Origin of the sequence: Paenibacillus albicereus (assembly GCF_012676905.1) — a bacterium.
Classification (GTDB): Bacteria; Bacillota; Bacilli; order Paenibacillales; family Paenibacillaceae; genus Paenibacillus_O; species Paenibacillus_O albicereus.
This window is the reverse complement of the sequence record NZ_CP051428.1, coordinates 3,617,973-3,637,147: the sequence shown is the minus strand read 5'-3', so window position 1 is coordinate 3,637,147 and position 19,175 is coordinate 3,617,973. Positions and strand designations below refer to the sequence as shown.

The following is a 19,175-nucleotide window of genomic DNA, read 5'->3' as shown; positions in this document are numbered from 1 at the left end:
GGCAGCGGCGGGAAACGGGAGCAAATCGAGCGTTTCCTTTTGTCAGAGCCGATTGCATCTAGTATACTGGTCGTAGACAAGCCTAGGAGGATGAATGATGACTCAAGTTATGGTATTCCTGCACGTGCTCGGCGCGGGCGGACTCGGCTTCTACCTGATCCTGCCGTTCCTCGTCGGCCGCGCTTCCCGTCTGGCCGGTGCCGGACAGCAGGGACTCGCCGAAGGACTCGTGACGGGCAACAAGATCGCGCAGTACTTCCTGATCCTGCAGTTCCTGACGGGAGGCTACCTGATCTCCAAGGCGGACTATACCGTCGCCTGGATGGTCCTCTCGATCGTGCTGTTCCTCGCCATCGCGGCGCTGGGCGGCATCCAGACCAAGCCGCTCAAAGGCATCGTCAGCCAGATCCAGGCGGGCCAAAGCGCGACCGCGAGCATCGCCAAGGTCCGCACGTTCAGCTTCATCCTGCTCATCCTCTACGTCGTGATCATGTACTTCATGGTCAATCGGATGTACGAATAGGAGCAGCCGATTCAACGCCTTTCTTCGCCGCCAGGCCGCGAGGATGCCGCAAGCCGCTTCGCGGCGGACGCTTCCTCCGGCCTGGAGGACGAAGCAAGGGCTTTATTACGTTAATGCGATCCATCAGGAGAGGGGAAGCAGCACATGACGGTTTCACCGGATCTCATCACCTTCGGCGAAAGCATGGCTCTGTTCATGCCGCAGGAGAACCGCGCCCTGGAGCATGCGGACTCGCTGCAATCCGCCTTCGGCGGAGCGGAGAGCAATCTGGCCATCGGCATCGCCCGTCTCGGCGGCTCGGCCGGCTGGTGCGGAGCGCTCGGAGCCGATCCGCTCGGGCGCCGCATCTTGAAAGCGCTGCGAGGAGAAGGCGTCGACGTGTCGCGCGCGCAGCTGAGCGCGGAGGCGCCGACGGGGCTCATGTTCCGCGAGGAAGTGGCGGGGCGTCTGGCGGTCCACTATCACCGCCGGGGCTCGGCGGCGAGCCGGATGACGCCGGAGCGGCTGGATGCGGACTACATCCGCGGTGCCAAGCTGCTGCATGTGACCGGCATCACGATGGCGCTGTCGGACAGCGCCCGCGAGACGGTGCTGGAGGCGATGCGGATCGCCCGCGAGGCCGGAGTCAAGGTCAGCTTCGATCCGAATCTGCGCCTCAAGCTGTGGAGCATCGAGGAGGCGCGGCGGGCGCTGCTGCCGGCGGCCGAGCTGGCGGACTATTTCCTGCCGGGCTGGGACGAGCTGAGGCTGCTGTACGACACGGACGACGAGGCGGCCATCCTGAAGCGCGTCTATGCGCTCGGCTCGGTCGCGGTCATCAAGAGCAAGGGCGACGGCACCTTGCTGCTGGAGGGCGGACGGAGCGCGTTCATACCGTTCTACCCGGCCGAAAAGGTCGTCGACACCGTCGGCGCGGGGGACGGCTTCTGCGCCGGCTTCCTCGCAGGAGTCCTCAAAGGCATGGCGCCGGCGGAAGCGGTGCGCCTGGGCAGCATCTGCGGCTCGCTGGCCGTGCAGGGGCGCGGCGACTGGGAAGCGCTGCCGGACTGGGCCTCTGCCGAGCAGCGGCTGAACAATACCGTATGGGTGGAGCGTTGAAGCGATGACGGAGATGAACAAAGGTGAACGAAGGCGCGAAGGCATCCTGACCGTGCTCAAGCAGCAGGGAAGGATTACGATCTCCGACATCGTCGAGCGGTTCGGCTGCTCGGAGGCGACGGCGCGGCGCGACCTGGAGCTGCTGGAGCGGACCGGTCCGCTCGTGCGGACGATCGGCGGAGCGATGTACGACGGGATGAATCCCGTGCGCGACAGCTCGTTCGCCGAGCGCCAGGGCATCTCGCTGCTGGAGAAGGAGCATATCGCCGCGGAGGCGGCCCGCCATATCGTGGAGGGCGACGTCGTCGGCCTGTCCGGCGGCACGACGAACTATCTGATCGCCAAGCTCATCAAGATGCGCCGAGGCATCACGGTCGTGACCAATGCGGTCAACATCGCCATGGAGCTGGCGGGCAGCGACATCCAGGTCGTCGTCACCGGCGGCATGATGCGGCACAACAGCTTCGAGCTGTGCGGGCCGCTCGGCGAGGGCATGGTGTCCCATCTGAACATCGGCAAGATGTTCATCGGCGTCGACGGCATCTCCGAGAACGGCGGCATCACGACCTATTCCGAGCAGGAGGCGCAGATCGCCAAGGCGCTCATCAGCCGCTCGCAGATCACGTATGCGGTGTTCGACCAGAGCAAGGTCGGTCGGACGTCGCTGTTCTCGATCGCCCAGCTCAAGGATCTGGACGCGGTCATCACCGACCGGCCGCTCGAAGGGGCGCTCTCCGACTATGCCCGCCGCTGCGGCGTGACGGTCTATCTGGCCGGCGACGAGGAAGAGGAGGAGGCGGAGGCCTGAGGGCCGCTCGACGGAAACCGCTTTCGAGCCGAATATCCGGACCGCGAACCTCGTAAATGGAATCCGGCTCCCGTTAGGCGGATTCCGCCGCTTCTCCTCGTTCAAGCCGATGGCATCAGCCGCCGCATCGGAGCGATGCTTCCGCATCGATGCCCCCAAAAAAAGCGTCCCGCCCGTTGTTCAACGGGCGGGACGCTTTTTTGAATTAGTCGGGCGCGGCGGCGAGCAAGCTCGGGAAACGGCGCTTGGCGCGTCTTGCGCGGAACCCGAGGTTCAGACCTGCTGCGCCTCATAGACGCGCCGTCCGCTCACCCAGGTGCCGACGACCTCGAGCTGCTCGGTCAGCAGCACGAGATCGGCCCACTTGCCGGCGGCGATGCTGCCGGTCTGCTCGGAAAGTCCGAGCAGGTAGGCCGGGTTGGCGCTCGCGAGCACGCTGGCCTGCGGCACGGTCCAGCCGGTCGCCTCGACGAAGCGCTTCAGCGCGGCCTCCATCGTCAGCGTGCTGCCGGCCAGGTTGCCGCCTTCGACGAGCCGGCAGACGCCGTCCTTCATCGTGACGGGCAGGCCGCCGAGCTCATACGTTCCGTCCTCGAGGCCGGCCGCCGACATCGCGTCGGTGATGAGGGTAAGCTTGCCCGGCGGCTTGGCGCGGGCGAGCAGCCGCATCGCCGCGTCATGCACGTGATGGCCGTCGGCGATGAGCTCGGCATGGATGCGGTCGTCGGTCAGCGCCGCGCCGACCGCTCCGGGCTCGCGGTGATGCAGGCCGCGGCAGGCATTGAACGTATGCGTCATGCCGCGCAGCCCGGCGTCCGCCGCCGCCTGCATGTCGGCGAAGCGTGCGTCCGTATGTCCGGCGGAGGCGACGATGCCGCGCTCGGCCAGCCAGGCGATCATCTCGAGCGCGCCCTCGCGCTCCGGCGCAAGCGTCATCTGCTTGATGAGCGACGGGTAGGCGTCATGCCACTCCTGCAGCCAGTCCAGCTTCGGATCGACGCGATAGGCGGGATTCTGCGCGCCCATCCAGTCCGGGCTGACGAACGGCCCTTCGAGATGCACGCCGGCCAGACGGGCGTACGGCATCGGCGCGCTGACGTATTCGTCGGCGGCATCCAGCGCCGCGCGGATGCGCTCGCGCGATTCGGTCATCGTCGTCGCCAGCATCGTCGTCGTGCCGTGCCGGGAATGGAATCGGGTGATCGTGTCATAGGCCTCGTGGCCGGCGTCCATGAAATCGGCGCCGTAGCCTCCATGCACGTGAAGATCGATGAAGCCGGGCAGCAGCCAGCCGCCGCGGCCGTCGATCACGGCCTCGCCGGAAGCGGCTGCAGTGCCCGCGCCGGGCTCGACCGAGACGATCCGGCCGTCCCGGACCGTGACGGAGCCATGTACGGCGGCTCCGTCGACGGCGATCGTTACATTGCTGATGCGAAAGGGCTGCATCCTTGGTTCCCTCCTGGTGCCAGCAGGCTTGCTGCCTCCTTGTCGAGCAGTACCGTGACGTCAGCGTGAAGCTGCAGCAGCGAGGCCGGGCAGTCCGTCGTGACCGGACCGGACAGCGCGCGCTTCACGACCTCCGCCTTGTCGGCGCCGCGGACGACGAGCAGAATGCGCGCCGCCTTGAGGATGGAGCCGACGCCCATCGTGACCGCTTGCTTCGGCACCTCGTCGAGCGAGGCGAAGAAGCGGGCATTCGCTTCGCGGGTCGCTTCGTCGAGCGTGACGACATGGGTGCCCGCGGTGAGCTCGCGGTCCGGCTCGTTGAAGCCGATGTGGCCGTTATGGCCGAGGCCGAGCAGCTGCAGGTCGACGCGCGCGCTTTCGAGCATGCGGTCGTACTTCGCGCAGAACGCGTCCAGATCGTCCGCCATGCCGTCCGGCAGGAACGTCTGGTTCAGCGGAATGTCGATTTTGGAGAACAGATGCTGGTTCATGTAGTAAGCGTAGCTTTGCTCGTTGTCGGGCGTCAAGCCCACGTATTCATCCAGATTGTACGTCGTGATCCGCTTGAAGCTGACGCGCTCCGCCGCGGCCGTCTCGATCAGGCTGCGGTAGATTCCGACCGGAGTCGAGCCGGTAGCGAGCCCCAGCACGGCATCCGGCTTGGCTTTCGCCAGGTCGGCGATCAGTCGGGCGGCCGCTTGGTCGAGCTCCTGATTGTCCTCAAAGATTCGAATGTCCATATCCGCTTCCTCCTCGATTGGCTTCCTTTTTCGTTACCTTTAGTTTACGCGCTTTCTAGCTCCATGACAATGAAAATGATCGAAATGTACATAAATATGATAGATGCAATCATCCTGTTGCCGGACGCTGCGGCATTTGCCCCTGCCCCGCCCGAACAGGTATGATGGGGACACGAAAGCCCGGTCCGGCACGAAGCCGCGGGCTGCAGAAGGAAGGATGGGGAAATGCCATGACGGAACAGTCCCGCCGGCCCGGCGCGGAAGAGACGGAATCGCGCAAGGCCGAGCATATCCGGATCTGCCTGGAGGAGCAGGTAGAGAGCCGGGCTTCCGGCGGGGCGGGCTTCGACCGCTACCGCTTCGAGCACGAGGCGCTGCCGGAGCTGGACTGGAAGGAGGTGGACCTGTCCGCCAGCTGGTTCGGCCGGAAGCTCAAAGCGCCCTTGCTCGTCAGCTCGATGACGGGAGGAACGGACGAAGCGGGCCGCATCAACCGCGGCTTGGCGGAAGCGGCCCAGGCGCGGGGCTGGGCGATCGGCCTCGGGTCGATGAGGGCGGCGTGGGAGAAGCCGGAGCTTGCCGCCTCGTTCCAGATCCGCCGCGAGGCTCCGGACGTGCCGATCATCGCCAACGTCGGCGCGGTCCAGTTCAACTACGGGCTTGACGCCGATGCGTGCCGGCGGCTGGTGGAGATGGCCGAGGCGGATGCGCTCGTGCTGCATCTCAACGCGCTGCAGGAGGTGTTCCAGCCGGAGGGGGACACGAACTTCCGGGGGCTGCTCCGGCTGATCGAGCAAGTATGCCGGAGGAGCGGCGTTCCGGTCGGCATCAAGGAAGTCGGCTGGGGCCTCTCGGCCGCGACGGCCGAAAGGCTGGCCGATGCCGGCGCGGCGTTCATCGATTGCGCCGGGGCCGGCGGAACGTCGTGGAGCCAGGTCGAGAAGCATCGCGCCCGGAGCCGCCTGCATGCGGATGCCGCGGATGCCTTCGCCGACTGGGGCTTCCCGACGGCCGAATGCGTGCCGGCGATCCGCCTGCGGCTGCCGCAGGCGACGCTGATCGCCTCCGGCGGGCTGCGCAGCGGCGTCGATGCGGCCAAGGCGATCGCGCTGGGCGCCGATCTGGCCGGCTTCGGCCGCCTGCTGCTCCCGGACGCGGCGTCCGGGAGCGATGCCGCGCGGAATATCGCCGCCCGCATGGAGCGGGTCGAGTTCGAGCTGCGGACGGCGATGTTCGCCTCCGGCTCGGGCACGCTGCGCGAGCTGGCGCACGGAGACAAGCTGAAGCCTGTCCGCCTGTAGGCGGACAGGCTTGTATTATTTAATCCGTCCGGCTCCCTGGATGTTCACGTCCGTCCGGATGCGGAAGCTCAGCGTCGGGTACATCTCCTGCCATTCCTCGAACGCCTTCTTGCTCATGTGGGTCGCCCGGAAGCGAAGGCCGAACTGCAGCGGATCGACGCCGCTGCGCTGGATTTTTCGGAGCAGGGCTTCCGTCCTTTTCGCCAGGTCCCGCTCGAAGCCCGTTTCCACGACGGCGGAATGGCGATGCAGGATGTCGTTCGGCCCTTCCTCGAGCGTTCCGCCGGCATGGATGCTCATATCGAGCCGGCCTTGGCCGGCTCCGGTCCGCACGATCTTCTCGCGCACGGTCAGATCCATGACGGCCAGCATGACGGTGCGTCCTTCGTAGGTCGTCTCGATCGTGGAATTGATGAACTGCTGGTCGAGCTGGTTGAACAGCTGCGTCTCTTCGGAATTGAGCACGGTCCGGATGCGGGACTTGTCCAGCAGGGCGAGCCGGTCGACCTCGTAGCCGTTTTCGGTCAGCTGGACGACCGGCAGGTACGGGTCCATGCCACGCTCGTTGATGCGGCGGAACAGATCGAACAGCTTGATCGGCCGGATGAACGAGGACTTGGTCGCGTCCCCTCCGAACGTGAGGAACAGCGTATTGCCGGAATAACGCTCGGAAAGCGGCATCTTCTCCAGGATGCTGCGGCCGTCCGGCTGGCCGACGGCGACGAACGCCGAGGACTGGATGTCGCGCCGCCGCATCATCCATTCGACCGCGTCGGTGATGTCCTCTCGCGCCACCGACTTGCCGAGGAGCAGCACTTTGCAGTGTCCGAGGTCGATCTCCTTGTCGACGCGGGATTTGAGGATGCGCAGCCCTTCGGATATTTCCTTGGCGTCGATCGTCTCGATCTGGGACTTTTCCATGCCGGGCTCGGTCTTGGAGTTCGGGATCGACAGCCGGATCGTGATGCGGTACGGCTTTTTGTCGTTGCCGGACTTGTCGACGGCGAGCGCGACGACGAAGAATCGCTTGTCGATGTCGATGAAGCCGCAGCCGCCCGCCTGCAGCAGCAGGGCGGAGGCGAGCAGCAGCGCGGCCAGCCGGCGCCAGGCGGCGAGCGGCGCACGGCGCCTGGCGTCAGGCCGATTCATGGGCGGCCTCCCGGACGGCGTCGCGCGGCCGCTTGAAGCTCAGCGCGAGCAGCAGCAGCGCAGTCCCCTGCTCGACGAACATGCGTATCGTGAGCCATAGTTCGGCCACTTCGATCGTCAGCTTTTCGTCCGTATAGAACATGCTGACGACGCTGAGGCCGAAAAAAGCGATGCTGATCCACCACGATGACTTCGGCGTCTTCGTGTGGTCGACCTCAATCTTGATGTCTTTGCGCATGCTCCTCAGAAGCTCGATCGACTGATGCCAGCCGATGCTCGTATAGAGCAGCGTCAGCGCCAGATAGACGAGCAGGAACAGGAACAGCACGCGCTCGATAAAGCCGAAGCTCATCGTCATCGAATCGGCGGTCTGCGTCCAGACGTACATGTAGCGGTCGACGGCCATCGTGCCGTGGTAGCCGATCGGAAGGAAAAACGTCGTCAGCAGGATGCCGCTGCCGAGAATCGGAATGAGCCAGCGTCCCTTCAGCCGGAAGTTCGGCGGATGGAGGCGGTTGAAGATCGCCAGGTTGATGTAGCCGGTGAAGATGAACGTGCCTGCGGCGACGCTCGTCAGCGTCGGACGGACCGTGACGTACTGCGCGACCGTGTAGATGGCGTTCCAGGCGACGTCGGGGCTGCGGATGCCTTTGAACAGGATGAACAGGATGACCGGGAGCGCCAGCACCATCGTCATCTCCATCAGGAACAGCAGCGTCATGGAGGAGCGGGTCGAGCCGTAGATGCAGATGACGCCGAGCACGAGCAGCAGGTTCCAGGCGGGCAGATCAGGCGTCAGCACGCGGTTCAGCAGCAGCGTATAGCCGACGAGAGCGAGGCTGGACGCGAAGAAGAAGCCGCAGGCGAACAGCGCGAGCAGCGGCTTCACGATCCACTCCGGCAGGTAGAGGCGCAGGATCTCCGGCACGCCGAGTCCGGGAAAGCGGGCGAGCGCGCTCGTGGCCGCATAGGCGGTCAGCGTGCCGAGGAGGATCGCGACGAGCAGCGAGGATACGGCTCCCGTCATGCGCTCTTGAAGCAGCACCGACGGGACGAACAGCATCAAATTGAGCATCGCCACCATGATGAAGCTGTAGTAGAAATAGCGGTTCACTTCGCTTTCACCTCTCCGATGTCCGCATGCCTCCAGTCGACCGGAAGCCGCAGACGGAAATAGGGCTTGCCGAAGCTGCGCTGGCTGCACAGGTAGATCAGTCCGGCAAAGACGCCGCCCGCCACGCCCGGAAGGCCGAAGAAGATGGCGAGGGCGATGAGCGGGTACTTGATGAAGCGCACCGACAGCGACAGCGAATAGATCGGTATGACGAAGTTCGAGATCGCCATCACGGAGGTGACGATAATCATGATGCTGCTGACCAGCCCGGCTTGCTGGGCGGCTTGGCCGAGGATGAGGCCGCCGACGGTCGTCGCCGTGGAGCCGATGTACTTGGGCAGCCGCACGCTCGCTTCGACGAGCATCTCGATCATGAACAGCATGATGAACACCTCGATGAAGGACGGATAAGGCACGGAAGCGCGGCTGCCGGCGATCGAGAAGGCCAGCTGCACCCGGAACAGCTCCGGATTGTAGGAGATGACCGCGATGTAGAGAGCCGGAAGCGTCGTTGTCATGAGCAGCGCGATGAAGCGCAGCGACAGCAGCAGGAGGGACGTCCAGAACGATTCGTAGTGATCCTCGGTGGCGCTCATCAGGTCGGTAAAGACGATCGGCAGCAGCAGGGCGAACATGCTTCCCTGCATCAGGACGACGATCTTGCCCTTGCTGAGCCCGACGGACAGCCGGTCGATGCGCTCGGTAATCATCTCGACCGGGAACAGCCGCTTCCGGTTGTCGTTCATGAACTTGGCCAACTGGCCGGACGCGCTGAGCACGTCGGTCTGGATGCTGCGCAGCTTCAGCCGCGCGATCTCCAGCACGGCGGGATCGACGCGGATCTGGTCGTAGATCATGACGACTCGCGTCTTGGACAGCGCGCCGACCGTGAACTCTTCCTCCAGCAGGTCGGGACTGGCATAGCGGCCGCGGATCATGTTGATCGAATCCATCAGGTCCTCGCTGAGCGCGATCTGCGGCCCTTCGATCGTGCTCTCGACCGTCGTCTCCGGGGTGGAGTTGCGGATGATGCGTGCCGCGTCCATTTTATAGATGACGGAGTTCAGCTTGACGAGCACGAAGCCGCGCAGCAGCGAATCGGTCCAGCGGGCCGGATCGTCGAGCAGCTGGAAATTGGGATTGCGGCGCAGCAGATCGTCGAAGGGAACCTCTTCCTTGGCGAAAGGCACGAGAACCATCTCGCTTACCTTGCTTTCATCGACGAGCGTGGCGATATAGGCGACCTCGACGATGAAGCGGCTGTTCGTAACCCGATGGGTCTTGATGTCCGTCGCGCTCGCGAACCGCTCGCGAATCGCCTGCAGCATCTCTTTCCTCTCCTTTCCAGATCAGGCGTAGTATGCCGCTCGAAGGGGAAGTCTATGCCTGCTTTGCCGGGACGGCCGTCGTTGGAGTACAATAACAGGATGAGAGAGAAGGGGCGGAAAGCAAGCCCTTGGAGAAGGAGTGGACTGGCTTGTCCGAATGGTTCGTTCGCAGTTTTGGCGAGGATTACAAGATCGTCTACCGGCATCGCGACTGGGAGCAGGCGGAGCATGAGGTCGGACGGCTGGCGGCGCGGCTGGGGCTGGCGGCGGGAGCGCGGATCGCCGACATCGGCTGCGGCATGGGCCGCCATTCGCTGGCGCTCAGCCGGCTCGGCTACGAGGTGAGCGGCCTTGACCTGTCGTCGGCGCTGCTGCAGGAAGCCCGTTCGCAGCCCGGCAGCGAGGCCGTGCGCTGGTACGAGGGGGACATGCGCCGCATGCCGTTCGCGGACGCGGCGTTCGACGCGGCGGTCAATCTGTTCACCTCGTTCGGCTATTTCGAGGAGGATCGCGAGCATCTGCAGGTGCTGCGGGAGCTTCGGCGGATTCTCAAGCCCGGCGGCCGCTTCGTGATCGACTTCCTCAATGCGGAGCAGGTGCGGCGCTCGCTCTTGCCGGAGTCGAGCCGGGTGGACGAGGAGACCGGGACCGTCATCGTCGAGAACCGGTTCATCGAGCACGGGCGCGTCGTCAAAAAGATCGAGCTGACGGATGCCGACGGCGGAGAGGCGCGCCGCTATACGGAAAGCGTGCGCCTGCTCGGCGAGCCGTGGTTCCGTTCGGCGCTGGCGGAAGCGGGCCTCGCGCTGGAGACGGTCAACGGGGGCTACGAAGGCGAGCCGTACGAGCCGGAGCGGTCCAGGCGCCTCGTCCTGTTCGGCCGGAGGCCTTGATGGACGGGCGCAATCCGCTGCAGGCGGAGTCCCTCGCAGGCGGCTGGCTGCGGGTGCCCGTGCCGCTGCCCTACTCGCTGCGCTTCGTCAACAGCTACCTGATTCCGGAGCCGGACGGCGGCTGGACGGTCATCGACCCCGGCCTCAACACGGAGGAAGCGCGGGACCTATGGCTGGATCTGCTGGAGGAGCAAGGAATCGGACGGGGCGACGTGCGGCGCGTGCTGCTTACCCATCAGCATCCGGACCACTACGGGCTGTCGGGATGGATGCAGCGGGAGCAGGGCTGTCCTGTCTGGATGACCGAGGAGGCGCATCGGTATGCGGTCCGCATGTGGGGGCGGGACAGCGTCTTCCCGCGCGAGCTGGAGGCTTGGTTCCGCAGCCACGGCATGCCGGAGGAGCTGCTCGCGCTCATCGGTCCGCATCTGGATTCGTTCCGGGACCGGGTCGAGCCGCAGCCGGAGCCGTCTTACCTGCGGACGGGCGAGAGCATCCGGCTCGGGGGACGCAGCTGGACGCTGATCGACGCGCCCGGCCACGCACCCGGCGCGGTCTGCCTGTACGAGCCCGCCCGGCGCGAGCTGATCGCGGGCGATCAGGTGCTGCCGCGCATCACGCCCAACATCAGCCTGCTGCCGGGCGACGGCGTCGATGCCGATCCGCTGCGCTCCTACTTGCGGAGCCTCGCCGAGCTGGAGAAGCTTCCGACCGAGCGGGTATACCCGGGCCATCGCGAGATTTTCGCGGATGCCGGAGCGAGGGCGCGCGAGATCGCGGACCATCATGCGCGCCGGCTCGGGCATCTGCTCGGGCTGCTGGAGAGCCTCGGAGAAGCGAGCGCCTTCGAGCTGTGCGAGCTGGAGTTCGGCGCCCACTTGCGCCGCAACATCCACAACATGCGCTTCGCGCTCAGCGAGACGCTGGCTCATCTGGCCTATCTGGAGCGGGATGGCCGCGCCGTGGCGCGCTGCGGAGCGGACGGATCCATCCGCTATCGCGGCAGCATCGGGGCGGGCGGCGGACATTGAAGCGGCGATCGAAGGTTCATTCCAGGCAGGGCATAGGGCGGAAAGGGGAGGTGGCGAGCGGATGAAAATATACCAGCTGCCGGGACGAGAGGTTCCTATCGACGCGTTCTCAAGCGAAGGCGTCATGTTTTCCGGCATCACCCGCCATGAGGGCCGGATTCAGCTCAGCAGCATGCGGATCGAGGCGGGCGGCACCGTCGGCCGCCATGAGGCTCGGACGAGCCAGCTGTTCCTATTGATCGACGGGGAAGGCTGGGTAAGCGGCGGGGACGGGCAGCGCATCGCGGTCAAAGCCGGCCAGGCCGCCTATTGGGAGGCCGGCGAGGCGCATGAGTCCGGCACTCGGACGGGCATGACCGTCATCGTCGCCGAGGGCGAGCAGCTTGTCGTGGAGATGGAGGAGCTCGCCTCTTTCTAAAGGATAGCCTAAAGAGGCATCAGAAGCGGATTTGGCGGAAGAAGCGAACGGGACGAAACGGAGGCCGGCTCCGATTCGTCCCGTTTTGTTTTTCGCGTCGAAAGGCTTGCCGCAGAGGCTGCGTCCCTGCGCTAAGGCAGCGGCACGTCCTCCTGGCGCTCGCCGCGCGCTTCCTCGCGCTCGGCTTGCTTGCGGTGGGCGATGCGGCTTGCGGCGGCGGCGGCGATCGCGCCGACGATGTCGTCGAGGAATGTGTGGATCTGCCCGTCGTGCTTATCGTTGAGGCGGACGAGGATGCCCGGCTTGAGCTTGTCGATATAGCCGAAGTTCGTCAGTCCGATGCTGCCGTACACGTTCACGATGGACAGCGCCAGAATTTCGTCGCAGCCGTAGAGCCCCTCGTCGTTGCGGATCATGTCCTGAAGCGGCGGCAGCAGCCGTCCCTCCTCGGCGAGCAGGTCGAGCTGGATGCCGGTCAGGATCGCGTTCTGGACTTCCCTTTTGGAGAGGACCGCCTCGATATTCTCCTCGCATTCCGCCAGAGACAGGTCCGGATAATAATCCTTCTGCAGGAAGAAGGTCAGCTCGGCGATTTCGGCTTTCGTCACGCCTCGCTTGGCGAGCCAGTCGGCGGTGGCCTCGGCGACCGCCTTGCTGTTGAGGGCATAAGTGCCGGGATTGGACATGATGGAATCCCCCTTGGACGGTTTTGGGAACAAGCTTGGTCTAAAAAGATGGTACAACCCATACAAATAGTACTACAAACGGGCTAGTACCACCAGGCGGCGCAAACGCGGCCGGTAACCAAGGGAGGATACAGGAACATGGAACAGCAGCGCTACAGATGGATTCGCAAGGCGGCGTTGGCGGGAGTCCTGACGCTGCCGGTCATGGCGGCCGGCTGCGGCTGGTTCACGCCGTCGGAAAGCAAGGCGGTCGATCCGCCGCAAGGCGAGACCGGCTCGGCCATCACCGGAGCGGACGGCCAGACGTCCGCGGCGGCGACGGGTTCGGCCGAGGTGTCGGCGCAGGGCGAGGCCTCCGGCCTGACGGTCTATCTCAAGGACGAGGAGGGCTACCTCGCCCCGGTCACGATCCAGGCCAAGCTCGACAGCAAGCTGACGGCCGAGGCGCAGGCGCTCGAGCTGCTCGTGGACGGAGGCGCATACGCGAAGCTGCTGCCGCAAGGCTTCAGCGGCGTGCTCCCTCAAGGGACCCAAGTGCTGAACGTTCAGGTCAACGAGAAGACGAAGCTTGCCTCGGTGGAGTTCTCCAAGCAGTTCAGCGACTACAACGAGCAGGACGAGCGCCGGATGCTCGAGGCGATTACCTATACGCTGACGGGGCTGGACGGCATTCAGGGCGTGGAGCTGTGGGAAGAGGGCGAGCGCCTGCAGGAAATGCCGATCGGCCAGTATCCGCTCGACCGGGCGCTCACCCGCGCCATCGGCATCAACCTGGAGGCCGACAGCAGCGTCGACTACAGCTTGTCCACGCCGGTGACGCTTTATTTCTCCAGCAAGACCGAGCTCGGCGATCCCTACTTCGTGCCGGTCACGCGCCTCGTTCCGCGCACGGCCGACAAGCTGACGGCAGCGCTCGATCAGCTCGCCGAAGGCCCGCTGGAGGAGAGCGGACTGCTGCCGGTGTGGCTGCAGGACGTGAGCGTCGACAAGATCACGCAGAACAAGGAGACGATCACGCTCGACCTGAAGGACGAGGCGTACAAGAAAGGCGACGTCGCCCCGGCCGAGATGATGCGCGCGGTCGTGCTGTCGCTGACCGACAACGCCGGCATCGACCAGGTCCAGATCAAGCTGAACGGCGCCTCCGACTTCAAGGATGAGCTCAACACGTCGTACACGGAGCCGGTCAGCCGGCCGGAGCAGCTGAACGCCTTCAAGTCCTAGGTTTTCCAGAGCTCGTTCCCGTCCGGCTCAGGCCGGCGCGGAACGGGCTTTTTCGCGTCCGGCTCGAGCCGAGGCGCGGCGGACGCGGCGGACGGGCAGGATGATTTTCGCTTGCACGTCTGCTACAATGGGGGCTATTGCACGGATGGAAACGAAGGAGGAGTTCAGTCAGGATGAGATCGGATGGACGGGAGCCGGGCCGGCTGCGGCCGGTAGCGATAGCGGTCGGCGTGAACAAATATGCGGAGGGCTCGGTGCTGATCGAGGCCGGAGACACGAAGGTGCTGTGCACCGCCTCGGTGGAGGAGCGGGTTCCGCCTTTCATGAAAGGACAGGGCAAAGGCTGGGTGACGGCGGAATATTCGATGCTGCCGCGCGCGACCCATACGCGCAGCCAGCGCGAATCGCAGCGGGGCAAGGTGAACGGCCGCACGATGGAGATCCAGCGGCTGATCGGGCGCGCGCTGCGCTCGGTCGTCAACCTGCAGGCGCTGGGCGAGCGCACGATTACGCTCGACTGCGACGTGCTGCAGGCGGACGGGGGGACGCGCACGACGTCGATTACCGGCAGCTTCGTGGCGCTGGCGCTGGCCGTCGCCAAGATCGATGCCCGGTCGCCTTTCGCCGTGTACCCCATCACGGACTTCCTCGCCTCGACGAGCGTCGGCATCATCGACGGCGAGCCTCGCCTCGACCTGCACTATGAAGAGGATTCCCGTGCCAAGGTGGACATGAACCTCGTCATGACGGGGGGCGGCGCGTTCGTCGAGCTGCAAGGCACGGGCGAGGAGGAGCCGTTCTCGCGCGAGGAGCTGAACCGCCTGCTGTCGCTCGGCGAGCAGGGAATCCTGGAGCTGATCGACATCCAGCAGATGGCGCTCGGAGCCGCAGGCGCGCGCATCGGGACGGCGCGGGCATGAGCGGGGGCTATATCGTCGTCGCGACGGGCAACGCCGGCAAGGTCAAGGAATTCGCGCATGCCTTCGCCGGGCTCGGCCTCGAGGTGCGCAGCCTGAAGGATTACCCGGAGCTGCCCGAGCCGGTCGAGGACGGCGACACGTTCGCCGCCAACGCCCGCATCAAGGCCGGCACGATCGGCCGCCTGCTCGGCGCTCCGGTGCTTGCCGACGATTCCGGCCTATGCGTCGACGCGCTCGGCGGCGCTCCGGGCGTCTATTCCGCCCGCTATTCCGGGCCGGGGGCGACGGACGCGCTCAACAACGCCAAGCTGCTGCGCGAGCTGGATGCGGCCGGGGCGGACGCTTCCGGCCGGGCCGCCGCGCCGCCGGACGGCGGCCGGCTGCTCAGCGCGGGCCGCTTCGTCTGCGCGCTGGCGCTCTACGTGCCCGAGCAGGACAGCTTCATCGAGAGCGAAGGGACGATGGAGGGCTTCGTGCTGGACGGTCCGCGCGGCAGCGGCGGCTTCGGCTACGATCCGCTGCTCTGGCTGCCGGAGCTTGGCCGCTCCGCCGCCGAGCTGAGCATCGAGGAGAAGCAGCGCGTCAGCCATCGCGGAGAGGCGCTGCGGCGCCTGCTTGCCGAGCTGGCAAGCTCCGGCCAGCGCTTCTAGCGTCAGCCGGCCCGTCCGCTGGCGGAACAGGCACAGGGGGCTTCGCCCAAGGTCGAGACGGCCTTGGGCGAAGCCCCCTTCTTCGTTCGCCTTCCCGGAGGGATGAGGGCGGACGGGCGTCAGTTGACGCGCACGCCGTATTGCTTCAGCCAGCGGTTGACCTGGTACAGATAGGCGAACAGCTGCGGGCCGCTCATCAGCTGGCCGAACCACGGGATGTTGGAGCTGGCGGCGTCGGACTCGGCGATCTCCCGCACCTTGGCGGCGTTGATGAGCGGCAGGATCGGCGAGGACGGATCGTCCAGCACCTCCAGCAGCTTGGAGCGGACGGCGTTCAGGTAGTTCGGATTATGCGTCTTCGGGTACGGGCTCTTCTTGCGGAACAGCACGTCGTCCGGCAGCGCGCCGCGCAGCGACTGGCGCAGGATGCCCTTCTCGCGGTCGCCCGCGGTCTTGACCGCCCACGGGATGTTGAACACGTACTCGATCAGCCGATGGTCGCAAAAAGGCACGCGCACCTCGAGCCCGGCCGCCATGCTCATCCGGTCCTTGCGGTCGAGCAGCGTCGGCATGAAGCGGGTGATGTTGAGGTAGCTCATCGTCCGCATCTTGCGCTGCAGCTCGTTCTCCCCGCTCAGATGAGGCACGGCGGCGACGGCCTCGCTGTAGCGGTCGCCGATGTACTCGAGCGGCCGCGTCCACTCCTGCATCTCCGGCGACAGCAGCTCCGCCCGCATAGGGGAGGCGAGCGCCCACGGGAACGTGCCCGCGTTCAGCGACTCCTCGCGGTGGAACCACGGATAGCCGCCGAACACCTCGTCGGCCGCCTCGCCCGAGATCGCGACGGTGACGCCTTTCTTGATCTCCCGGCAGAACAGCAGCAGCGAAGCGTCGACATCGGCCATGCCGGGCAGGTCGCGCGCCGTCAGCGCGTCGTCGAGCGCGTCGACAAGCTCGGGCGTATCGAATTTGATGTCGTGGTGCGTCGTGCCCAGATGGCTCACCATCTTCTCGATCCACGGCGCGTCCGCGTTCGGCTGGAACGCATGCGACTTGAAGTGCTTGTCGTTGTCGACGTAATCGACGGAGAACGTATCGAACGCCCCGGCGCCGCCGCGACGGTAGAAGTCGACGGCCAGCGCCGTCAGCGCGCTGGAGTCGAGGCCGCCCGAGAGCAGCGTGCCGATCGGCACGTCGGAGGCGAGCTGGCGCTCGACGGTGTCGCGCAGCAGCTCGCGGACATGGGCGGCTGTCTCCTCGACGCCATGCTCATGCTCCCGGCTTTGCAGCTCCCAGTACGTGTGCACGCGCGCGCCGCCGCGATCGACGGTCATGCACTTGCCGGGCAGCAGCTCGGTCAAGTCCTTGTACACGCCGACGCCCGGCGTGCGCGCGGGGCCGACGATGAACAGCTCGGCGATGCCTTGGGCGCCCACGTCGGACGAGACGGCGGGATGGGCGAGCAGCGCCTTCGGCTCCGAGCCGAAGACGAACTGTCCGCCCGCATGGCTGACGAACAGCGGCTTGACGCCGACGCGGTCGCGCGCGAGGAACAGCTTCTGCTCCTGATCGTCCCAGATGGCGAAGGCAAAGATGCCGTTGAATTTCTCGACGGCAGCCGGGCCCCACTCCATATAGGAGGTCAGCAGCACTTCCGTATCGCAGGTCGTCGTGAAGCTGCGGCCGCGGCTTTCCAGCTCGCGCTTCAGCTCCGGCGCGTTGTACAGCTCGCCGTTGTAGACGATGACGAATTTCTGGCCGTCCTGGCTGCGGATCATCGGCTGGGCGCCGTTTTCCGGGTCCATGACCGACAGCCTGCGGTGTCCGAGGGCGCAGGAGCCCGAGATCCAGGTGCCGGAAGCGTCGGGTCCCCGCAGCGCAAGGGTAGCGGTCATCCGTTCCAAATCCTCGCTATGCAAGGTCAGGTCGCGTGTCCAATCGATCCATCCGGTGAATCCGCACATGGGGTTCATTCCTCTCTTGTTCGTAAGCTTGCGGCGCAAAGCGACATACGACCATGAATATGCGGAATCGGGGCATAACATGTCTGTCCGCCGGGAGAAACTACGGGGGAAATGACGGATCCGGGCGGATCCTCGAACCCGAAAGGAGAGGTCGGACGACATGGCGGACAACGGCATGGAAGGGCAGCGCAAGCACTACTACGTGGCGGTCGGAGCGGGCCAGGTGCTGGAGGACAAGGAGGCGGCGGCCTACGAGCTGGAGATCGTCGCGACCGAGGAGGAGAAGGACGGCCTGAAGGCGCTGTTCGCCGAGCTGTCCAGCATGGACGAGGCGACGATGGCGCATTTCCACAGCAGCCCGTTCGGCTCGGCGAGCCTCGAAGAGATGAACCAGGGCTATGAAGGCATCCTCAAGCAGATCTACACGCTCGTCTACCGACTCGGCACGGAGGAGACGCGCCAGCATGTCGCCTCGCTGAATCTGGACATCGGAGGGCTGGAGCGATGAACGTGCTGGAGGCGCATGTCGCGCGATCGCTCGAGAAGGACGGGGCGCCTTGCGCGGAGGTGCAGGTGCGCACCGACGATCCACAGTGCGAGCAGGTGCTCGCCTATTTCAGCCTGTCGGCGGACCAGGACTACGATCTCGTCTCGATCGTCCGCGACGACGCGGACCTGCTGACCGACTGGTTCGACAACAGCATGCACACGGCCTACGAGGACATCACGATGCAGTGGTTCGAGAACGAGTCGCTCAAGACGGATTGGGGACGGCGCGAGACGTTCAAGCAGCAGGTGCTGTCGAGCGGGCAAGTGCGGGAGGACTTGAAGCGGCTGATCGGCTGAGTCTCCCGGCCTGGATATGCGCGAAAAAAAGCCCGCCGGTCATGCCATCATGACGGCGGGCTTTTTATGCTGAGGAGCATGCGTCTACAACGGAATCCGCTTGTCCGGACCCGGGGCTCTTCCGGAATAGCTTCCCTTCTTGCGGAACAGCCGCAGGCCGAACGATTTGGCGGGCCGCTTCTTTTCGACGCCCTCGCTGCCGAAGTGCAGCGCCGCGTTGATCTCTCCGCCGAGCACGATGATGATCGAGCTCAAGTACAGCCACACGAGCAGGACGATGACGCCGCCGAGGCTGCCGTACGTCTTGGTGTAGTTGCCGAACTGGCTGACATAAAAGGAAAAGGCGACCGAGGTGACGACCCAGCCGAGCGAGGCGAAGCAGGCTCCCGGAAGCGCCTGCCGGAACGTCAGCCGTCGGTTCGGCGTGATCCAGTACAGCAGCGTGAACACGAGCACCATCGCCGCCAGCGGCAGCACGTAGCGGATGATGGCCCATGTGGCCTCGAAGCCGGCCGGATAGCTCAGCCACTCGAACAGGAACTCGCCGATCCCGCGCCCGAAGACGAGCAGGACGACGACCAGGATGACGACGACGGCGAGCACGACCGTGGCCAGCAGCGAGAGGCCGCGCACTTTCCAGAACGGGCGGTCCTCCTCTTCGTCGTATGCCTTGTTGAGCCCTTTGATGATGGCGTTGACCCCGTTCGAGGCGGCCCAGATCGTACCGATCATACCGACCGACAGGAGCGCGCCGCTGCCGCCGGTGGACACCTCTCCGAGAATCGTGCGCACCGTGTCGCCGCCTTCGGCGGGCATGATGGCGATCATGTCGGCGATCAGCTCGTCGCCGTTCAGATTGAGGAACCCGAGCAGGCTGACGAGGAAGATCAGGAAAGGAAAGAAGGAGAGCAGCAAGTAATAGGTCAGCTGGGCGCCCAGCGCCGGCACCTCGTCGTCCTGGAAGCGGGCGTACAGGTTTTTGCCGAGCTCGACGGCTCGGGTCGTGAAAGGGGCTTTGGAAGCCATGGCGTTTCCT

General features: G+C 65.4%; 20 protein-coding genes. 12 read left to right on the top strand and 8 right to left on the bottom strand.

Going from position 1 to position 19,175, the window contains the following annotated elements; translation table 11 throughout:
• Positions 1 to 94 precede the first annotated feature (94 nt).
• The 3 genes from HGI30_RS16370 to HGI30_RS16360 all read left to right on the top strand — a co-directional run bounded on the left by HGI30_RS16370 (position 95) and on the right by HGI30_RS16360 (position 2,429).
• On the top strand, positions 95 to 523 hold the full coding sequence (locus HGI30_RS16370; RefSeq protein WP_235680160.1) for a hypothetical protein: 429 nt from the start codon (positions 95 to 97) through the stop codon (positions 521 to 523).
• 144 nt (positions 524 to 667) lie between these two features.
• Positions 668 to 1,621 carry a sugar kinase gene (locus HGI30_RS16365; RefSeq protein WP_168908537.1) on the top strand — a complete coding sequence of 318 codons (954 nt, stop codon included), beginning with the start codon at positions 668 to 670 and terminating at the stop codon, positions 1,619 to 1,621.
• Positions 1,622 to 1,625: 4 nt separating this feature from the next.
• On the top strand, positions 1,626 to 2,429 hold the full coding sequence (locus tag HGI30_RS16360) for a DeoR/GlpR family DNA-binding transcription regulator (RefSeq protein ID WP_168908536.1): 804 nt from the start codon (positions 1,626 to 1,628) through the stop codon (positions 2,427 to 2,429).
• Between the two features lie 273 nt (positions 2,430 to 2,702).
• Here the strand turns inward: HGI30_RS16360 and nagA are convergent, their stop codons facing one another.
• Positions 2,703 to 3,875, bottom strand: a complete 1,173-nt coding sequence (gene nagA / locus HGI30_RS16355) for an N-acetylglucosamine-6-phosphate deacetylase (protein ID WP_168908535.1) — start codon at positions 3,873 to 3,875, stop codon at positions 2,703 to 2,705.
• Complete coding sequence (nagB, locus tag HGI30_RS16350; protein ID WP_168908534.1) at positions 3,848 to 4,615, bottom strand: glucosamine-6-phosphate deaminase; 768 nt, start codon at positions 4,613 to 4,615, stop codon at positions 3,848 to 3,850. Before nagB ends, nagA begins: the two co-directional genes overlap by 28 nt.
• A gap of 230 nt (positions 4,616 to 4,845) precedes the next feature.
• Here nagB and fni point away from each other — a divergent pair, with 230 nt between their 5' ends.
• Positions 4,846 to 5,916 (top strand): type 2 isopentenyl-diphosphate Delta-isomerase, encoded by a 1,071-nt coding sequence (gene fni, locus HGI30_RS16345; protein WP_168908533.1) that lies wholly within the window; start codon positions 4,846 to 4,848, stop codon positions 5,914 to 5,916.
• A gap of 15 nt (positions 5,917 to 5,931) precedes the next feature.
• Here the strand turns inward: fni and HGI30_RS16340 are convergent, their stop codons facing one another.
• The 3 genes from HGI30_RS16340 to HGI30_RS16330 are packed head-to-tail and all read right to left on the bottom strand — an operon-like array spanning position 5,932 to position 9,507.
• The gene (locus tag HGI30_RS16340; RefSeq protein WP_168908532.1) at positions 5,932 to 7,065 is read right to left on the bottom strand and encodes a Ger(x)C family spore germination protein; all 1,134 of its coding nucleotides are present in this window, start codon (positions 7,063 to 7,065) and stop codon (positions 5,932 to 5,934) included.
• Positions 7,052 to 8,179 carry a GerAB/ArcD/ProY family transporter gene (locus tag HGI30_RS16335; RefSeq protein WP_168908531.1) on the bottom strand — a complete coding sequence of 376 codons (1,128 nt, stop codon included), beginning with the start codon at positions 8,177 to 8,179 and terminating at the stop codon, positions 7,052 to 7,054. The genes HGI30_RS16340 and HGI30_RS16335 overlap by 14 nt, the downstream gene beginning before the upstream one ends.
• Positions 8,176 to 9,507, bottom strand: a complete 1,332-nt coding sequence (locus tag HGI30_RS16330) for a spore germination protein (protein ID WP_168908530.1) — start codon at positions 9,505 to 9,507, stop codon at positions 8,176 to 8,178. Before HGI30_RS16330 ends, HGI30_RS16335 begins: the two co-directional genes overlap by 4 nt.
• Positions 9,508 to 9,656: 149 nt before the next feature.
• On the opposite strand from HGI30_RS16330, the gene HGI30_RS16325 reads away from it, so the two are divergent.
• The 3 genes from HGI30_RS16325 (at position 9,657) to HGI30_RS16315 (ending at position 11,849) form a co-directional block, all read left to right on the top strand.
• The gene (locus HGI30_RS16325) at positions 9,657 to 10,400 is read left to right on the top strand and encodes a class I SAM-dependent methyltransferase (RefSeq protein WP_168908529.1); all 744 of its coding nucleotides are present in this window, start codon (positions 9,657 to 9,659) and stop codon (positions 10,398 to 10,400) included.
• Complete coding sequence (locus tag HGI30_RS16320; RefSeq protein ID WP_168908528.1) at positions 10,400 to 11,431, top strand: MBL fold metallo-hydrolase; 1,032 nt, start codon at positions 10,400 to 10,402, stop codon at positions 11,429 to 11,431. The genes HGI30_RS16325 and HGI30_RS16320 overlap by 1 nt, the downstream gene beginning before the upstream one ends.
• A gap of 61 nt (positions 11,432 to 11,492) precedes the next feature.
• On the top strand, positions 11,493 to 11,849 hold the full coding sequence (locus HGI30_RS16315) for a cupin domain-containing protein (protein WP_168908527.1): 357 nt from the start codon (positions 11,493 to 11,495) through the stop codon (positions 11,847 to 11,849).
• Between the two features lie 131 nt (positions 11,850 to 11,980).
• On the opposite strand, the gene HGI30_RS16310 is transcribed toward HGI30_RS16315, so the two are convergent.
• On the bottom strand, positions 11,981 to 12,535 hold the full coding sequence (locus HGI30_RS16310; protein WP_168908526.1) for a phosphatidylglycerophosphatase A family protein: 555 nt from the start codon (positions 12,533 to 12,535) through the stop codon (positions 11,981 to 11,983).
• A 138-nt stretch (positions 12,536 to 12,673) separates the two neighbouring features.
• Here HGI30_RS16310 and HGI30_RS16305 point away from each other — a divergent pair, with 138 nt between their 5' ends.
• The 3 genes from HGI30_RS16305 (at position 12,674) to HGI30_RS16295 (ending at position 15,329) form a co-directional block, all read left to right on the top strand.
• A complete protein-coding gene (locus tag HGI30_RS16305; RefSeq protein ID WP_168908525.1) occupies positions 12,674 to 13,759 on the top strand; it encodes a GerMN domain-containing protein in 1,086 nt (361 codons plus the stop codon).
• 173 nt (positions 13,760 to 13,932) lie between these two features.
• Entirely contained in the window at positions 13,933 to 14,679 is a 747-nt protein-coding gene (gene rph, locus HGI30_RS16300; protein WP_168908524.1) for a ribonuclease PH, read from the top strand.
• Complete coding sequence (locus HGI30_RS16295) at positions 14,676 to 15,329, top strand: non-canonical purine NTP pyrophosphatase (RefSeq protein WP_168908523.1); 654 nt, start codon at positions 14,676 to 14,678, stop codon at positions 15,327 to 15,329. Before rph ends, HGI30_RS16295 begins: the two co-directional genes overlap by 4 nt.
• 119 nt (positions 15,330 to 15,448) lie before the next feature.
• On the opposite strand, the gene asnB is transcribed toward HGI30_RS16295, so the two are convergent.
• Positions 15,449 to 17,293, bottom strand: coding sequence for an asparagine synthase (glutamine-hydrolyzing) (gene asnB, locus HGI30_RS16290; protein WP_168908522.1), 1,845 nt, complete (start codon positions 17,291 to 17,293; stop codon positions 15,449 to 15,451).
• A 160-nt stretch (positions 17,294 to 17,453) separates the two neighbouring features.
• On the opposite strand from asnB, the gene HGI30_RS16285 reads away from it, so the two are divergent.
• Both HGI30_RS16285 and HGI30_RS16280 read left to right on the top strand, forming a co-directional pair.
• Positions 17,454 to 17,801, top strand: a complete 348-nt coding sequence (locus HGI30_RS16285; RefSeq protein WP_168908521.1) for a hypothetical protein — start codon at positions 17,454 to 17,456, stop codon at positions 17,799 to 17,801.
• Entirely contained in the window at positions 17,798 to 18,139 is a 342-nt protein-coding gene (locus HGI30_RS16280) for a hypothetical protein (protein ID WP_168908520.1), read from the top strand. Before HGI30_RS16285 ends, HGI30_RS16280 begins: the two co-directional genes overlap by 4 nt.
• 84 nt (positions 18,140 to 18,223) lie before the next feature.
• Here the strand turns inward: HGI30_RS16280 and HGI30_RS16275 are convergent, their stop codons facing one another.
• Positions 18,224 to 19,165: a YihY/virulence factor BrkB family protein gene (locus HGI30_RS16275; protein WP_168908519.1), complete on the bottom strand. Its 942-nt coding sequence runs from the start codon at positions 19,163 to 19,165 to the stop codon at positions 18,224 to 18,226.
• Between the last annotated feature and the right edge of the window lie 10 nt (positions 19,166 to 19,175).